At 53.8% G+C, this 14,713-nt stretch carries 11 protein-coding genes; 2 read left to right on the top strand and 9 right to left on the bottom strand.

All coding sequences use genetic code 11. The features are described 5' to 3' along the window. Nucleotides 1-84: 84 nt before the first annotated feature. The 8 genes from QZ408_RS01590 to QZ408_RS01555 form a co-directional block, all read right to left on the bottom strand. Nucleotides 85-3,087 (bottom strand): type I restriction endonuclease subunit R, encoded by a 3,003-nt coding sequence (locus QZ408_RS01590; protein ID WP_292489118.1) that lies wholly within the window; start codon nt 3,085-3,087, stop codon nt 85-87. 246 nt (nt 3,088-3,333) lie between these two features. Continuing rightward, nucleotides 3,334-3,486 carry a hypothetical protein gene (locus QZ408_RS01585; protein ID WP_292489117.1) on the bottom strand — a complete coding sequence of 51 codons (153 nt, stop codon included), beginning with the start codon at nt 3,484-3,486 and terminating at the stop codon, nt 3,334-3,336. A gap of 20 nt (nt 3,487-3,506) precedes the next feature. Beyond that, nucleotides 3,507-4,106 (bottom strand): DUF4276 family protein, encoded by a 600-nt coding sequence (locus QZ408_RS01580; protein ID WP_292489115.1) that lies wholly within the window; start codon nt 4,104-4,106, stop codon nt 3,507-3,509. Continuing rightward, the gene (locus QZ408_RS01575; RefSeq protein WP_292489113.1) at nt 4,103-5,323 is read right to left on the bottom strand and encodes an AAA family ATPase; all 1,221 of its coding nucleotides are present in this window, start codon (nt 5,321-5,323) and stop codon (nt 4,103-4,105) included. Before QZ408_RS01575 ends, QZ408_RS01580 begins: the two co-directional genes overlap by 4 nt. A gap of 12 nt (nt 5,324-5,335) precedes the next feature. Next, nucleotides 5,336-6,712: a restriction endonuclease subunit S gene (locus QZ408_RS01570; RefSeq protein ID WP_292489111.1), complete on the bottom strand. Its 1,377-nt coding sequence runs from the start codon at nt 6,710-6,712 to the stop codon at nt 5,336-5,338. Continuing rightward, nucleotides 6,709-7,152 (bottom strand): DUF6508 domain-containing protein, encoded by a 444-nt coding sequence (locus tag QZ408_RS01565; protein WP_292489109.1) that lies wholly within the window; start codon nt 7,150-7,152, stop codon nt 6,709-6,711. Before QZ408_RS01565 ends, QZ408_RS01570 begins: the two co-directional genes overlap by 4 nt. A 67-nt stretch (nt 7,153-7,219) precedes the next feature. Continuing rightward, nucleotides 7,220-9,313 (bottom strand): DUF262 and DUF1524 domain-containing protein, encoded by a 2,094-nt coding sequence (locus tag QZ408_RS01560; protein ID WP_292489107.1) that lies wholly within the window; start codon nt 9,311-9,313, stop codon nt 7,220-7,222. Beyond that, entirely contained in the window at nt 9,310-11,295 is a 1,986-nt protein-coding gene (locus tag QZ408_RS01555; protein WP_292489105.1) for a class I SAM-dependent DNA methyltransferase, read from the bottom strand. The genes QZ408_RS01560 and QZ408_RS01555 overlap by 4 nt, the downstream gene beginning before the upstream one ends. 1,100 nt (nt 11,296-12,395) lie before the next feature. On the opposite strand from QZ408_RS01555, the gene QZ408_RS01550 reads away from it, so the two are divergent. Next, complete coding sequence (locus tag QZ408_RS01550; RefSeq protein ID WP_292489103.1) at nt 12,396-13,172, top strand: HEPN domain-containing protein; 777 nt, start codon at nt 12,396-12,398, stop codon at nt 13,170-13,172. A 1-nt stretch (nt 13,173) separates the two neighbouring features. Here the strand turns inward: QZ408_RS01550 and QZ408_RS01545 are convergent, their stop codons facing one another. Continuing rightward, entirely contained in the window at nt 13,174-14,049 is an 876-nt protein-coding gene (locus QZ408_RS01545; protein WP_292489101.1) for a hypothetical protein, read from the bottom strand. Nucleotides 14,050-14,164: 115 nt separating this feature from the next. Here QZ408_RS01545 and QZ408_RS01540 point away from each other — a divergent pair, with 115 nt between their 5' ends. Then, entirely contained in the window at nt 14,165-14,593 is a 429-nt protein-coding gene (locus QZ408_RS01540; RefSeq protein WP_365995312.1) for a type I restriction-modification enzyme R subunit C-terminal domain-containing protein, read from the top strand. Nucleotides 14,594-14,713: the final 120 nt, after the last annotated feature.

The following is a 14,713-nucleotide window of genomic DNA, read 5'->3' as shown; positions in this document are numbered from 1 at the left end:
CCAACAGCAGGGAGTCGATCCGCGAGACAGAGGCGGGGCACCCTAAGTTCGGGGAGCCGCAGGTGCAAGTTGCACCCGGGCAGATTAGACCTTCGCTTCGGTGTACGTCAGCGCGAATATGGCATCGGACAACCATCGCCGGAACCCTTCGTTGTCGCTGAACTGTTTGAAGAGTTCCGTGTCATCCTTGAGTACGGCAGTCATCACGCGAAGTAGCGCCCTGTCGTGCTCGATACGGGCGTTCTGCTTATCGGAATTCTTGCGAGCGTTCAGGTATGCGCTGTCGGCAGCAACCCTGGCCGGGATCTCTTCGGTGAGCAGACGATGGACCCGGTCGGCGTCGCTCCAGGGGATGTTGCCGAATTGATCGTTGAATATCTTGAGGATGCTTGAGAGCCTGTCAAGCTCCGGCTCAGGCTTGCGTCCCCCACCGCTGGTGGGGATTGGATCAATCAGGGCATCTGCATCAGGGAGCTGGATCGCTATTGCCGCCTTTTTCTCGACCCGATAACTGTCCATATCTATCATCTCAAGGATACCCTTCGAGAGGTCTTCCTCCCGGGGTGCGGGGAGCCCGGGCACCAGGAGATTCAACAGTATCGAGAGTTTCTCCCACTCGGCGTTAGTATAGGGGAGGATCGAGGCGAGGAAGCCATAGGTGCGGATGAAACCCTTCGCCTTGCTCTTGAAGTCCACCTGACTATCCTCATCGAGGGTTTCTTTGTAGGTGTCAATGCAGGTATTGAGGATCGGGTCGAGCCGGTCCCTATCCGCGCCGCCCAGGTATAACTCAACCAGTGTCTCGATCTGGTCCGGCGTGTACACCTGATAGTTGTCGAGTTCCCCTTTCAAATCGTGCAGTTTATTCGGATCGGTCTCCTCAGAGAGGATCGTTGTGCGATAGTAGGCGGAGAACGCCTCGTGAATGGTGTCGGAGTCATTCATGAAGTCGAGCACGAAGGTGTCATGCTTCAGCGGGTTCGCCCGGTTCAGGCGGGAGAGTGTCTGCACGGCCTTGATGCCCGAGAGCATCTTGTCCACGTACATGGTGTGGAGCAGCGGCTCGTCATAGCCGGTCTGGAACTTGTCGGCGCAGATCAGGAACCGGTACGGATGTTCCTGGATCTTATCGGCGATCTTGTTCGAGGGGAACCCGTTGAGCGAGGCTTCGGTCACTTTTGTGCCGCCATACTCATGCTCGCCTGAGAAGGCGACGATAGCCCGGTATGGACTCCTGCGCTCGATCAGGTACTCCTCGATAGCATGGTAATACTGGATGGCGCGTTCGATGCCGCTCGTCACCACCATCGCCCGTGCCTCTCCGCCGATCCTCCCGAGCCCGACCACCTGCTCATGGAAGTGGTCCACCACGATCTCGGCCTTGAGCCGGATAGCATGGTCGTGGCTCTCGACGTAGCGGCGGAGTTTCTTCTTCGCCCGCTTGGTGTCGAACTCCGGGTCTCCTTCGACCGTCTTGACCAGCCGGTAGTAACTGTTCACCGGTGTGTAACTTTTCAGAACATCGAGGATGAAACCCTCCTGTATTGCCTGCTTCATAGTGTAGCTGTGGAAGGGCCGGTGCATGATCTGCCCGCCTTCCTCAAACGGCTCGCCGAAGAGTTCAAGGGTCTTGTTCTTGGGCGTGGCGGTGAAGGCGAAGTAGCTCGCGTTGGGCAGGAGCTTGCGCGACTCCATGATGCGGTTGATGGCATCCTCGGGAGTTTCATCCTCTTCCGCGGCCCCGGCCCTGGAGAGCGCCATGCTGACGGCTGTCGATGTCTTTCCACCCTGGCTTGAGTGCGCCTCGTCGATGACGATGGCGAAGCGGCGGCCCCGGTGCTCGCCTCCGATCTCATCGAGGATAAAGGGGAACTTCTGGACGGTGGTGATGATGATCTTCTTATTGGCCTCGATGAACTGGCGGAGATCGCCGGAGCGCTCGGCATGACCCACCGTCGAGGAGACCTGGGCGAACTGCTTGATGGTGTCCCGTATCTGCTGGTCAAGGATGCGCCGGTCGGTGACGACGATGATGGAATCGAAGACTTCTTTCTCATCCTTTTTGAGACCAATGAGCTGGTGGGCGAGCCAGGCGATCGAGTTCGACTTGCCGCTGCCTGCCGAGTGCTGGATCAGGTAGCGGCGGCCGGCACCGGTCCGCCCGGCGTGGGCGAGGAGTTTACGAACTACGTCGAGCTGGTGGTAGCGCGGAAAGATCTGTTCACGTCTCTTTCTGCCGGTCTTTTCGTCTTTTTTCTCGACGATCTGTGCGTAGTTCTCCAGGATATCGGTCAGGCTCTCACGGGTGAGGACGTGTTTCCAGAGGAAGTCCGTCTCGAGCCCGTATGGGTTCGGGGGGTTGCCGGCACCGTCGTTGTAGCCCAGGTTGAAGGGGAGGAACCACGACGTCTTCCCTGCAAGATGGGTGCAGAAACGCACCCCGTGTTCGTCCACGGCGAAGTGTGCGACGCAGCGACCGAACTCGAAGAGTTTCTCCCGCGGGTCGCGGTCGCGTTTGTACTGCTGGACTGCGTCCTCGACGGTCTGTTTGGTCAGGTTGTTCTTCAACTCGAATGTGGCGACCGGCAGGCCGTTAATGAAGAGGCAGAGGTCGAGGGCATACCGTGTTTCATCACGGCTGTAGCGGAGCTGGCGCGTGACGCTGAACCGGTTGAGAGCATAGCGTTCGGCGGCTTTCGCGTTCCCCGGCGAGGGGGTGCCGTAAAAAAGGTCGATGTGGTGCGGGCCGTGCTTGAGCCCGTTGCGCAGCACGTCGATGGTGCCGCGCCTGGCGATCTCGCCCTGGAGCCTGGCGAGGAACTTGCGCCGGGTGGGGTTGTCGCTGTTGAGTTCGAGCGCTTCGGCAACCTCGGGCTGTGTCGCACGCAGGAAGAGGCAGAACTGCACAAGATCGACGCAGTACTCGCGGTCGTAGTCTCCGGGGCGGCCGCAGATGTACCCGGCACCGCCGTAGGGGGCTGGTGGGTAGGCTACCGTGCCCCCGCTCTGCTGCGCGTCGCAGGGTGCGCCGGTCAGGGCGGTGCAGATCAGGCGTTCGAGGCCGCGCTCGGTGGTGTCGGTGGTCATGACCGTATCCCCATGTTGTGGATCAAGTACCCATCAAGTAAGGAAACTCCCGGCAGAACATTGAGCAAACACAGATTACCGCACAGATTGATGGCTTTATTCTTGGAGTACGGGCACTCTGAACACATACTCATCAAGTATCCCTCCCGCCTGATGCCGCCCACCAGGGAACGTATTTCATCATCTTTGGGCTGCTCACGGTCGTCGCAAGCGGGCTCGCGAGGTAATCGACAGGGTGCTCGGTTGTCATGCCCCGACCTCCCCTGCTTCAACATAGAGGTCTACATCTTCAGCAAACAGTTCATCTTCTGCCAGGGCATCCACATCGTCACAGGACTCAGGCTCCCTGGTTCTTGCGGGAAGGCCTGCCGCCGCACGCACATTGAGCCGCTCCAACATATTTTCACCGGCGCCTGAAGTCATTGCAGTTTTTCATTCAAGATGCGTTTCGTGCGTCGGAAAGCCGCTAGGTGAGTCTCAAGTGTTGTTGGGTTAAGTTTGCCCAGCACTTCGAAGGAACGCAGATTCTTTTGATAGGCGTTTGAGCAGTTGCATGTAGCTTCTTTCAGCCTCTCCTGAATATCATGACGATCGTGTTGCTCGATATTGTGGAGCGGCGGCAAAGCAGATTGCTGGAAACAATTGCCGTAGTGCTGCCGGAGGGTATCCATGTCACTTGCAATCCAGGTCTCCATGCAGGTCGTCATGAACAATACCTGCTCGTCGTTACTCCCATCAGGCTGTTCCCAACCGTCACGTGCTTTCAGGTGATCCCAGGTCTTTTCTGGATCTGCCACAGGCTCCTCGCTATCCACCAGCATTGCGACATAATCTGCATTGGAGTTTGTGTATGCCGTTTTAAAATCACAGTATGTCGAATCGCGGCTGCCGCAAGCAATGAGCTGCGGCATCTTCCCCTTGAAACCTGCCGATTCCAGCAATTTTCTGAAACCCTCGCGGCAACGAATACGCAATTCTCTGGAGTCGCCCCCGCCTTCCAGATAGAGCTTTGCTTTCACCAGCGAGTCCCTCCTATTTCTCCCTTGAGCCAGAGTTCGCCCAGACGGTACTTATTCAGCCATTGGGCGAGGTCTTCGCGATTCAGACGCTGCATCTCGGTTTTTCCGTCCATTTTCTCGCATATAATAACTGATTCCGGTGTCCCGGTCAGGGCATCCACCAGCACATCCGAATGAGTCGTCACAATCAACTGGCAGCGCTCCGATGCTGCGATCATCAGGTCAGCCAGATGAGGCAGGACGTCGGGGTGCAAGCCTAATTCAGGTTCTTCGATGCAGACCAGCGGTGGGGGGGTAGGATGGCAAAGGATCGCTATCAGACAGAGATACCGTAATGTGCCGTCAGAAAGGCGGGTTGCCGGGATGCTGAATGCTCCTTCTTCCAGATACAGTTGAACCCATCCTCCCTCGATCTGAACATTGAAGTCGTCGATTGCGGGGAAGAGGTAATTCAATGCTTCAATTATCTCAGATTTGACACGCGGTCGCAGTGAATTTAACACAAGGGGTAAATTCTCGCATGTTTCCAGCAGATATTCGGTGGGAAGGTCGGCTTTTTGCGGTTGTCGCGGAGGAGTATAACGCCCGAATGTCCATTCTCGATAAAGACGGAAAGAATCGTAAATCTCTGTTAAATAGGCAAGCGTGGGGTAACGTTCGGGGTCCCGGACTTGGGAGAGAACAGATTTTTCCGGATCGATCTTCTCTCTGGGGAGTTGTCTCTCTTCACTCTCTCCCCGCTCTGAAAATACCCTGTCTTGATACTGCGGTTTCCCCTTCAGTTTGATATACCCGTTTTCGTTTCGATAAAAAAAGAAAGGGTCCCGGTATGAAGGAAAAGGCTCTCGATTCTCAATCCGTTCCGCCGTCACTTCAAATCGCTTGCCATGCTCCACAAATGAAAAGCTGTGCCGGATGGGCATGTTAGGGCTAGCTTGGTTATGGATGATCACCTCAATAGAAGCAGTAGGATTCTTTGCACCTTTCCATAGCCAGTCATGGACCCCCCCTGCCTCCTTGACCGGAGCCGAAAGGTCTTTGGGCGCTGCTCGCAACAGACCAATTACTTCGAGCAGGTTAGACTTACCTGAACCGTTGGGGCCGATCAACACATTAAGTGGCCCGAGCGGAAGCGGCTTGGTATCCGGCCCAAACGACAATATATTCCTCAAATGAATTTCTTTCAATACGGGTTCATTCATGAGCGCCACCTCCATTTTATTAAATAATTATTCTTCTATCTCCACGGCACATTCGACTTCGGCAAGTGCGCACGTCTCATTGTCGAGGGGTTCTACGTCCTCTCCAAAGATTGTTTCGATATTGCTCTCGTCAGGCAATGAGATATGACGGACATCCACCTTGCCGGTAACGACGTCGGCAATGAGGTGGGTGCGGTATTCGCGGAGGAGGGAGATTTCGCGTTTGGAGTGATTGATGGTAGCGCTTAGCGAGGATGTCTTCTTAGCTGTAATCCCTACGATTCGGTCTTGCTCCTCTCTGGGAGGCACAGCAATCGCAATGTTCATTAATCGGTCTTGTGTGAGCTTCGGTTGTGCAGCTCCTGAAATCCAGGGCATATAGTTCAACCACTCCATCACCGCCGCGAGATACTCAAGATTACCAAACTTTGGCTTCAGGATATGTGCATGGTTGTTCACCCAAAACTTCCCACGGGCGATGATAGCTAACGGCAAGTTCCGCAGAACGAGGTTCGCACCGTCTTCCGCGATGAGCAGCAGTTCATCGTCGAATAGATAGCCATCAACCTTGTCGATCACACCGGACGCACCGTAGTAGTCATAACGACGCAAGGTCATCGCACCTCGCTCAATGCCACTCAAAGGCACCCGACGTGAGTTCAGGCAGTCGAATTCGTTCTTGACGCGAGACACTTCCCAATGCTCCGGCACCTCTCCGAGCCACTCCACGCCAGAATCTTTCATTGGAACATTCGGGTCGAGGCCGCGGGTGACGGCCTGGTGGATGATGGCCTGCTTCTGCTCGTTCAGAAGCTCGATTAGTTTCCGCTTGGCATGAATGGAGCGCCGGATGCGCTGGTCGATGTAGTTGAGGAAGCGGACGATGGCGACTTGCTCGGAGATGGGTGGGGCGCAACAGGGAAGATATTTGAAGTCCCTCCAATCAAGATTTTGTCTAAGACCAGATCCTAGACCATAGAAGACCTTCCTCAGATCATATGCATGTAGCAGGAGATGTCCATAACTCCGATCTAATACCCCCTTCGTGTGAAAACACATGTAGGCCGATGTGATGATGCCACGGTGATGAGAGAGTCCAAAGCGAAGGCTGTTCCAATCGTTCTGGAGATCGGTCGGCCGGATGATAATATCACCCGGATCAACGATCTGATACGTTTCAAATGATGCAGGTACAAGACCATGAAGTTTCTCTTCTGGCTTAATGACAATCTGCCCGTAACTTAGAGAAAGAACCGTTTTTTCTTTCAGTCCAGTATTCGGCTCCTTCTTTTCGTAATAGCAGGCACGACCAGGAAGCACCTTCCAATGCTCCGGCACTTCTCCGAGCCACGGCACGCCGGAGTCTCTGTACGCAGGATAGGAGGGGCGCAGATCCATTGTCATGCCATCCCTCCGTCCACCTCGGATTCAAGTTGAGCGGCACGGCGGCAGATCGCAGTGATTAGACCGGATTCAAAGGCATCGGCGAGCGCCCCCTCGCAGAATCGATCTTGGCGGGCGACCGCAGTGAGCACCCAGGAAAGTTGCTCCGGTGTGGCTCTGCTCAGGGCCCCAGCATCGTCGCGGAGCTGTACTGCCTCCGGCGTCTGCGCCCAGGCGGGCCAGTCAAAGTCAAGGCGGACCCATCCGAGGCCGTAGGCTGCCCGTATGAACTTGCTGGCAACAGCGGAGAACGAGAAGTACGGCATCGTCAGCACGCCGGGCGTGATTTCCTTGGTCTCTTCCCAGTGACCAAATCTAAAGCTAGGCTCTTCAAACTGCGGAAGGAATCTCACCAGTCCATGCAGGCGCTGTGGAAGTGTCAGCGTCTCCTTCTGTGTCATCGACCTTCTCCACCCATTTCTTCCACCAGATCCCCGCCCTCATATTGGTTTACTTGAGAACTGGCAATCATGCCTCCACCTCCCCGTTTCCCATCTGCTTCTCGAAGGCCTGCCGCACCAATCCCATTATATAAGGCAACTCTTCGAGTTTTTTCAGCGTCAGCGCCACATCGCCATTTAACCGGTGTCCGGTTATGTCTCGACATAGATGCCTGGGATCATCAATTTCGTGGAACTGCATGTTGATCGTAAGTCGCAGCTGGGAAGCTTGTGGATAGACATCCACAAAGTTGGTCTCGGCCTTGAAGGCGACGTAGTACTTGAGAAACTCCTCGGTCACGCATGGATCAAGGGCAATGACCTCCTTGCGAAACACCTCGAACACTGAACGCATGGGACTATCGTTGGCGAGGTGAGGGTGGTCGTCAATGGTGTAGCCAGCCGCCCTTTCGACGTTCGGTCGGTAGGTTTCGAGGATCTCGGCTGGGAGCATAGGTGCCGCCCAGACCTCGGTTGCCAATGCGGCAAGCCGTACGGCACGCTCTTGGATGGTTGTTTCATCCCATGTTTCGAGCGTGGCGAGCCCCTCATTAAGCCGCAACGGACTCTGCTTGAAACCGCCCACCATGTCACGCTTCTCGACAAATGGGCGGTCGCTATACTCAGCGTTGTAGCCAGTGAGCGTCAGATTGCCAAGAGTGTGCAGCCACCTCTCCTGGATACTCCGCCACTCAGGGCCCAGAGCCTCGCGCCATTTCACCGAGAGGTTCTCGTTCTGTGGCAGGATGTGCTCAATGGTATACTCATCCACCGGAACGCGTTCCTTACGACCGTAATTTTCCAGACGGCGCAGCCAATAACTGCGGCTGCGGAAGTTATAGAGGTCGCGCAAGGCAAGTTCACGTTTGAACTCCTCGTTGCCCGGGAAGCGCCGGTAGGAAGGAAGTGTCAGCAGATGCACCTGGATACTCTCCAGGTAGCGGTCCTTTCTAAGCGCACGACCAAAGGTAGCGAAGGTCTTGTTGAGCGAGTTGGTGGGAATGGCACACACAGCCCGGCGGAAGACATAACTCTCCACCAACCGAACCGCCTGAATTAATTCTTCCCGTGTCAAAGTCCCAGTGGCGTAGTCGTGGTATAGTTCCAGGAGGAACGGGTAGGCAACCTCGACCTTCAACTCGCGCAGGTCGTGGAAGGCAGATTTGAGTTCGGCGTTTGTCTCAGCACCGAGCGCTATGGCACAATAATACTTGGCGGAGGCGTGGATATCGGCCACCAGCGATTCAACTCCAGTTATCTCGGGCGACCGGGCATATTGTTTGAAGGCTTCGTACACTTCGCGGACGTTCGGAATTTCACCAGTCTTCACCGTCAGGAAATGACGCATGAATCTGTCAAAATGCGTAGCATAGCCTTCCTGCCCGAAATCCACCTCCATTGGCCGCCAGTACCGTTCATAGAGCCGTGTCTGGAGCTGCGGCTCCAGTCCCATAAGAATAAAATTGCGGATTAAGTCCGCTTGACTTAACTCACGACCGGTGGAATTGAGGCTCTCAAAGATAAGTTGCGGGTTATCCTGATCACGGTTGAGAGAGATGTCCACGATCACCAGCTTGGCTATACCCTTACAGAGAGCCTCCAGTTCATTCCTGATCTCGGCTACCCGTTCCTTGAAAAAACTGAAGTTTTCTTCCACGCGGATGGAGTGCTCCCTGGGTCTCGGCTGTTGGTCAAGCAGTGCCACGAGCGATGCCTTGTCTGTCTGTGAAAGTATCAGTTTGTACCGGCGGTCCCCCTCTTCAAGGGGATTGAGTAGATAGTAATTCCGGAGTTTTTTGGAGGAAAAACCATCTATCGGTTCGCTGTCGCCCAGACTGCGGGCCAGAGCTTCGATTAGTAGGGTTAGCGTCGTGAGGCGCTGCTGGCCGTCAATTACCAGGAGCGGCGACTGGCTCGACACATTGTAAAGGCCCTTTTCCACATAAACAATAGAGCCGACGAAGTGCGCAGATACCGCATCGTTACGGCCTGTGCGCAGAATATCATCCCACAACTGCCGACATTCCCGTTCGCCCCAACTGTAAGTGCGCTGGTAAATGGGAATGACGAACTGCGGCGATTTTTTGAGGAACTCAAGAAGTTTAGCCTCGGTTGCCTTCATCGCCCGCCACCCCCAAGGATTTCATCCAGCAGCCCCTCGCTCTCCCTCCGCACCGTCAGGATCTCGGCCCGTATCTCCTCTAACGTCCGCATCGGCTGGGGCTTGTAGAAGTAGCGGTTGAAACTGATCTCGTAGCCAATCCTTACGCTCGACTCGTCGAACCAGGCATCGGGCACATAGGGGAGCACCTCGCGGCGGAGGAAGGCCTCGATGCCGCCTTCTTCCAGGAGCGGTATCTGCTCGGTGTCGCGAAGGTCACCGTCAGGCTCATATTCCACAACACAGCGTCTGCCGTCGATGACGGCCTCGAAGAGCCCGCGGAGCGGATCCGGCTCGACCTTACCGGGCTTGTGAATCTTCTTGATCACTGCTGGCGCCGCCTCATCGCGCTCGCACTGCTCCCTGAGCGCTTTGATCTCTTTGGGGCTATAGGCGCGATCTCCGTCGATGCCCCTGAGCCGCAGGGGGCGCTCGACCGTCACCTTCCAGTAGCCGAACGCAGCGTTTTCGAAGATCTTCGACTGCTCGGTCTCCTCAAACGCGAGGAAGACATCGCAGATCCGCTGGCAGTCCTCCTCAGAGAACTGGCAGTTCTTTTTGCCCAGGTTCTTTCGGAGCGGCTTGTACCACTGTGTGGCGTCGATGAGCTGCACCTTGCCGCGCCGGTGTTCCGGCTTGCGGTTTGAGAGCACCCAGACATAGGTAGCGATGCCGGTGTTGTAGAACATGTTCAGTGGCAGCGCAACGATCGCTTCGAGCCAGTCGTTCTCGATGATCCAGCGACGAATGTTGCTCTCGCCCTGGCCGGCATCTCCGGTGAAGAGCGACGAGCCGTTGTGGACTTCAGCGATACGGCTGCCAAGCCGGGTGCCGTGCTTCATCTTGGAGAGCATGTTTGCGAGGAAGAGCATCTGACCGTCGCTTGACCGGGTGACGAGCGAATACTCCGGATCGCCCGCGTGCTCGATGATGAACCGTGGATCCTTCATCCCGCTCTTGCTGCCCATGCGCTCCAGATCGGTCTTCCAGCTCTTGCCGTAGGGCGGGTTGGAGAGCATAAAGTCAAACTCGTGGGAAGGGAAGGCATCGTTCGCGAGCGTCGAATACTCGGGGCCGCCGACCAGATTATCTGCCTGGTCGCCGTCCCCTTTGAGCAGGAAGTCGGCCTTGGCGATGGCATAGGTCTCGGCGTTGATCTCCTGGCCGTAGAGATGGGTCGTAACCTGCTTCCCACGCTCGCGGGCAATCTCCGTCAGCGTCCCTTCGGCCACCGTGAGCATCCCGCCGGTCCCGCAGGCGCCGTCGTAGAGCAGGTAGGTTCCCGAATCGATCTCATCGGCGACCGGCAGGAAGACGAGCCGTGCCATCAGCCTCACAGCGTCGCGGGGCGTCCAGTGTTCGCCGGCTTCTTCGTTGTTCTCTTCGTTAAAACGGCGTATGAGTTCCTCGAAGATCGTGCCCATGGCATGATTGTCGAGGCCGGGAAGCCTTATCGATCCATCGGGCGCGTGGACCGGGTCGGGGCTCAGGTTGATCGCCGGGTCGAGGAACTTCTCGATAAGGGTTCCAAGCCTGTCGGCTTTCGAGAGACGGGGGATCTGGTTGCGAAACTCGAAGTTGTCGAGGATTTCCTGTACGTTTGGGGAGAATCCATCGAGATAGGCCTCGAAGTCTGCCTTGAGCTGCTGCTGGCTTGAACGAGCACGGAGGTCTTGGAGCGTGAACGATGAAGTGTTGTAGAATGCCTGCCCTGCAGCCTGCCTGAGGGCCTGATCCTGGTTGGTGATCCCGGCCGCATCGAGTGTGCTCTTCATCTCGAGCACAGCCTGCTTTGTCGGCTCGAGCACGGTATCCAGGCGCCGTATGACAGTCATCGGCAGGATAACGTCGCGGTATTTACCACGAACGTAGAGGTCGCGGAGAACATCGTCTGCGATTCCCCAGATGAAATTAACGATCCAGTTCAGCTGTGATTGTTCCATGATCGGCTCCAGGAGGTGGCAGATAAACCATCGAACCACCGGGATGAGATATTTTACTCTCCGACAATTCTCCCCAATCCTTCAGGAAAGGCTTTGGAGAACGGAAGACGTGGACAGACTATTTTCCTATTGGACGTCCTCATGCCCATTTATCGGTTTATACAACATATCTATACCTCCACTTATTATGTGTCTTACTAATTTGTCGCCTCTCCATCGAGGAGATCGATCGCTGAAATTATCTCAAGACCGTGCGGGTGCAAGTCATCCAGGGATAATATGGCAGAACCGCTAGTTCTGAATTTTACTCGCTCGGCAGAAAGCAAACGCTATCAGAAAAAACAATCTCAAAGGGAAATGCTCTCAAAATGAGAACCCAAAAACCAATGCTGCGGGTGAGTTTTCCCGATTGGGGGTAGATTCTGCCCAGGATTGGATTTTTGACCTCTTTGCTGATCTGCAATCTGTCGCCAAAATAGAAAAATTTTGTGCGCGTAGGATCATATCCGCATTCTTCTTGATTTGTGCCCATTTTGGGCTAAATAGCCCTTCAGCATCTCGATTTCATGGAGCCGAACACCCGTTGTGCCGGCGCCACCGAAAACCCGATCGCGTGAGGTGCCGCATCCTCCACATTTTCTCATCTAGGAGACGTGCCGATGACAGATGAAGTTCCCGTCAAGTTCCACCACTCGACATCTGAAGAGACACCGACTGTTGCAGCCATCTCAACGATGCAGTACAGGAGGGTGCGATTGTGCGACCATCTTATCTTTTTGAGGAGAAGGTGTCCTATCTCATCGACACTCCGGAAGACCGTCTCCCGTGCTTTTCGCTGCTCGAGCGGGTGACCATCATCGCGCTGAAGGCTATGTGGAAGGGCAAGTTCGAGACAGAAGGCAGTTGTGCCTGCAACAGCGATGATAGAACTGGAGGGGGACGATCGTGGACGCGAGCATACCGCTTTTGGATTACTTCAGTTACAGCCAGATCGCCTTCCCCAGCAGCACGAATATTCTTTTCAACCCCAAAAGGGCGCCCATCGAGGATTCTAAAAGGTGAAAACATTTATTCATTCCTTTGGAGAAAATCCCATATTAATGACAGAGGCGACAGATCCTAATCCCCTTGACGATCCGGAAGTTGCTAATCGTGCCTTTCAGCAAGTAATGGATCTATTCATTCTGCCTGAAGTTGAGCGTCGGCAGGAGATAGGAGACCTTCCGAAACCTCTGGTTATCCAGAAAGTCCAATTGGTATTCTTTCCAGATGATCGAAAAACAATGGTCCGATTTAATGATGAGGTCGATGCACTGGTGAAGGTCAAGCTGAAAGAAGGTATCAGTAAAGAAAAGGGAGATCCGGTTTATAGCCACGAAATTGAAGGGCTTAAAGAAATTGAACTAACAGAAGACGACGATCCTGACTGTGCTCATGTTATAATTTTTCATATCGGCGAGAAGTGGCTCCTCCACTTTGATTTCAGATATAATAAAGACTTGAGTAGCCGGTATATCGAACGTGCAAGTGAATTCATCAAAGGGGCTGAATTCTACTATACTCAAAACCACATGGCGCCATTTGCCGATAACTTGTACAGTGCAATAGAACTTTTGGCACAGGCTATTCTAATGTTATTCCGAGACCGGGTGGTTACCGAAAGCAAATCACATGGTCCGCTCAAGAATAGGTTTAACCATTATGTCTACTTGGGCAATTTAAAACCCGAATACGCTCAGGCATTCAATTCTTTAGCCACTCAACGGAGCAAGGGCAGATATTTGCGAGGCGAGATTCGTATTACCCAAGAGGACGCAGCAACCCTGTTGGAGCATGTGAAAGGAATGAGAGATGATGCTATAGCAATGCTGCAATGAGCTATCGCCCTTTCAACGTCTGTAGCCTAGTCAATAACCCTTCTTTCAGTTCTCCTCTCCCCTCGTTGTTATTGTGGTACAACAAAACTCTGTGGTGATGCAGATCAAATGGGATATCGCCATCATTTTGAGCAATTGGAATTACCTCTTTCCCTAACGTATGTGCTATCCCAACTTCGTAGAAAACATTTGGATTTCTTTGAGAAAAATCTGCAATTACTATGGCTGACGTGAAAATCAGCTCGAATATATCTTGAACAATTTCAGAGTTGTTCCAGACTTCATCAACTCTTTGACAATTTAAATCCGCGCTTGCACAAGCAGATCGAATTGCATCGTATACGCCTTGGAAGTCTTTTGAAAATGGCATCATTACCGATACCAAATTCTGATCGACAGGGTTCTTTGGTAGTTTGAAAAATTTTGGGACGATGCACAGGCAATCATCTTCTCCGTCACTACCTTGACCTGACGCAGATCTAGTTCTCCGTTTTCTACTACGGTTTACTACTGACAGATCGCCATCAAAAGGAACGACAATATTGTTATTGTCAAGTAGTGTTTTCAGTTCTTTCTTTGCTTTCTCTAAATTTGAGAATCGATCACAATAGTAATCAGGATCAACCAGTGCTTTAATCACTGCCATAAGTTCAGGCGAAGGCGAATTATCGTGCTCGTTAGAATTAACATCCAACTCTGCTAATACGCCAGAAACCCATAGTCCTCTGCGGCTACCATCGTGCTTATAGTTTAAGTTCAAATTCTCAAAGAAAGAAGTCAATTGTGACGTATTTCGATATGGAAATATTTTTCTATATGGTTTATCCCCACAAATCATCATCGCCAAATGCGAACGGACATGCTTACTCAGTTTCATTCGCCATCGATTTAGTTGAATGAATGTTCAGGCAAAAACCTTTCCCTTTTCTTCGGGTGGTCCGGTCTCTTGTTTGTTGATTGTGGAAAATTAACGTCGGTAGAATGACCACAGGATGTACCACACAGGAGTCCGGCGCTCTTCCAAGACCCGAGCGTCTTTGCTGTCGATTATGTTCCCGAACCGTTACCAAGCCGCCTGGCTCCGATGGAGCAACTCGCCTTCAAACCGGGCACGGGAATGGTCGGCGCGACACCGATGCACGTCATCTGCAGGAGCCCGTCGGGCAGCGGAGAGACCGCATATCATCTATGCACTAGGGGGTTTCATCGAAGGAAAAACGTTCACTGCGAACCAGATTGAGTTCGTCAACCTGATCCTGAACTACCTGACCGAGCACGGGGTTATGAAACCCGCCCTACTCTACGAGTCGCCGTTCACGGACATCACGCCGCAAGGACCGGAAGGTCTGTTCCAGTCGGCTGATATGGATGAGCTCATCCAGGTGCTCGAGGCTGTGCGGGCGACGGCTGTGGCAGCATAATTTGGTTGCCCGCAACAGGGGTGGTGTCTTGCCAGATCCCAAACTGTGGGAATACCTGCATCCTTTGAAACGCCAGCACCTGCAAACAGAACATATTACTTCTCGCCAGGAAGTGCGTTT

It is taken from the genome of Methanoculleus sp. 10 (assembly GCF_913757945.1).
Classification (GTDB): domain Archaea; phylum Halobacteriota; class Methanomicrobia; order Methanomicrobiales; family Methanoculleaceae; genus Methanoculleus.
This window is presented reverse-complemented; position numbering and strand designations above follow the sequence as displayed.

Bases quoted from the DNA above. Each gene is read 5' to 3' on its own strand.
- QZ408_RS01565 (WP_292489109.1), bottom strand. From the start codon at position 7,152: ATGACACAGAAGGAGACGCTGACACTTCCACAGCGCCTGCATGGACTG.
- QZ408_RS01555 (WP_292489105.1), bottom strand. From the start codon at position 11,295: ATGGAACAATCACAGCTGAACTGGATCGTTAATTTCATCTGGGGAATC.
- QZ408_RS01575 (WP_292489113.1), bottom strand. From the start codon at position 5,323: ATGGAGGTGGCGCTCATGAATGAACCCGTATTGAAAGAAATTCATTTG.
- QZ408_RS01550 (WP_292489103.1), top strand. From the start codon at position 12,396: ATGACAGAGGCGACAGATCCTAATCCCCTTGACGATCCGGAAGTTGCT.
- QZ408_RS01590 (WP_292489118.1), bottom strand. From the start codon at position 3,087: ATGACCACCGACACCACCGAGCGCGGCCTCGAACGCCTGATCTGCACC.
- QZ408_RS01570 (WP_292489111.1), bottom strand. From the start codon at position 6,712: ATGACAATGGATCTGCGCCCCTCCTATCCTGCGTACAGAGACTCCGGC.
- QZ408_RS01545 (WP_292489101.1), bottom strand. From the start codon at position 14,049: ATGAAACTGAGTAAGCATGTCCGTTCGCATTTGGCGATGATGATTTGT.
- QZ408_RS01585 (WP_292489117.1), bottom strand. From the start codon at position 3,486: ATGTTGGAGCGGCTCAATGTGCGTGCGGCGGCAGGCCTTCCCGCAAGA.
- QZ408_RS01560 (WP_292489107.1), bottom strand. From the start codon at position 9,313: ATGAAGGCAACCGAGGCTAAACTTCTTGAGTTCCTCAAAAAATCGCCG.
- QZ408_RS01540 (WP_365995312.1), top strand. From the start codon at position 14,165: ATGTACCACACAGGAGTCCGGCGCTCTTCCAAGACCCGAGCGTCTTTG.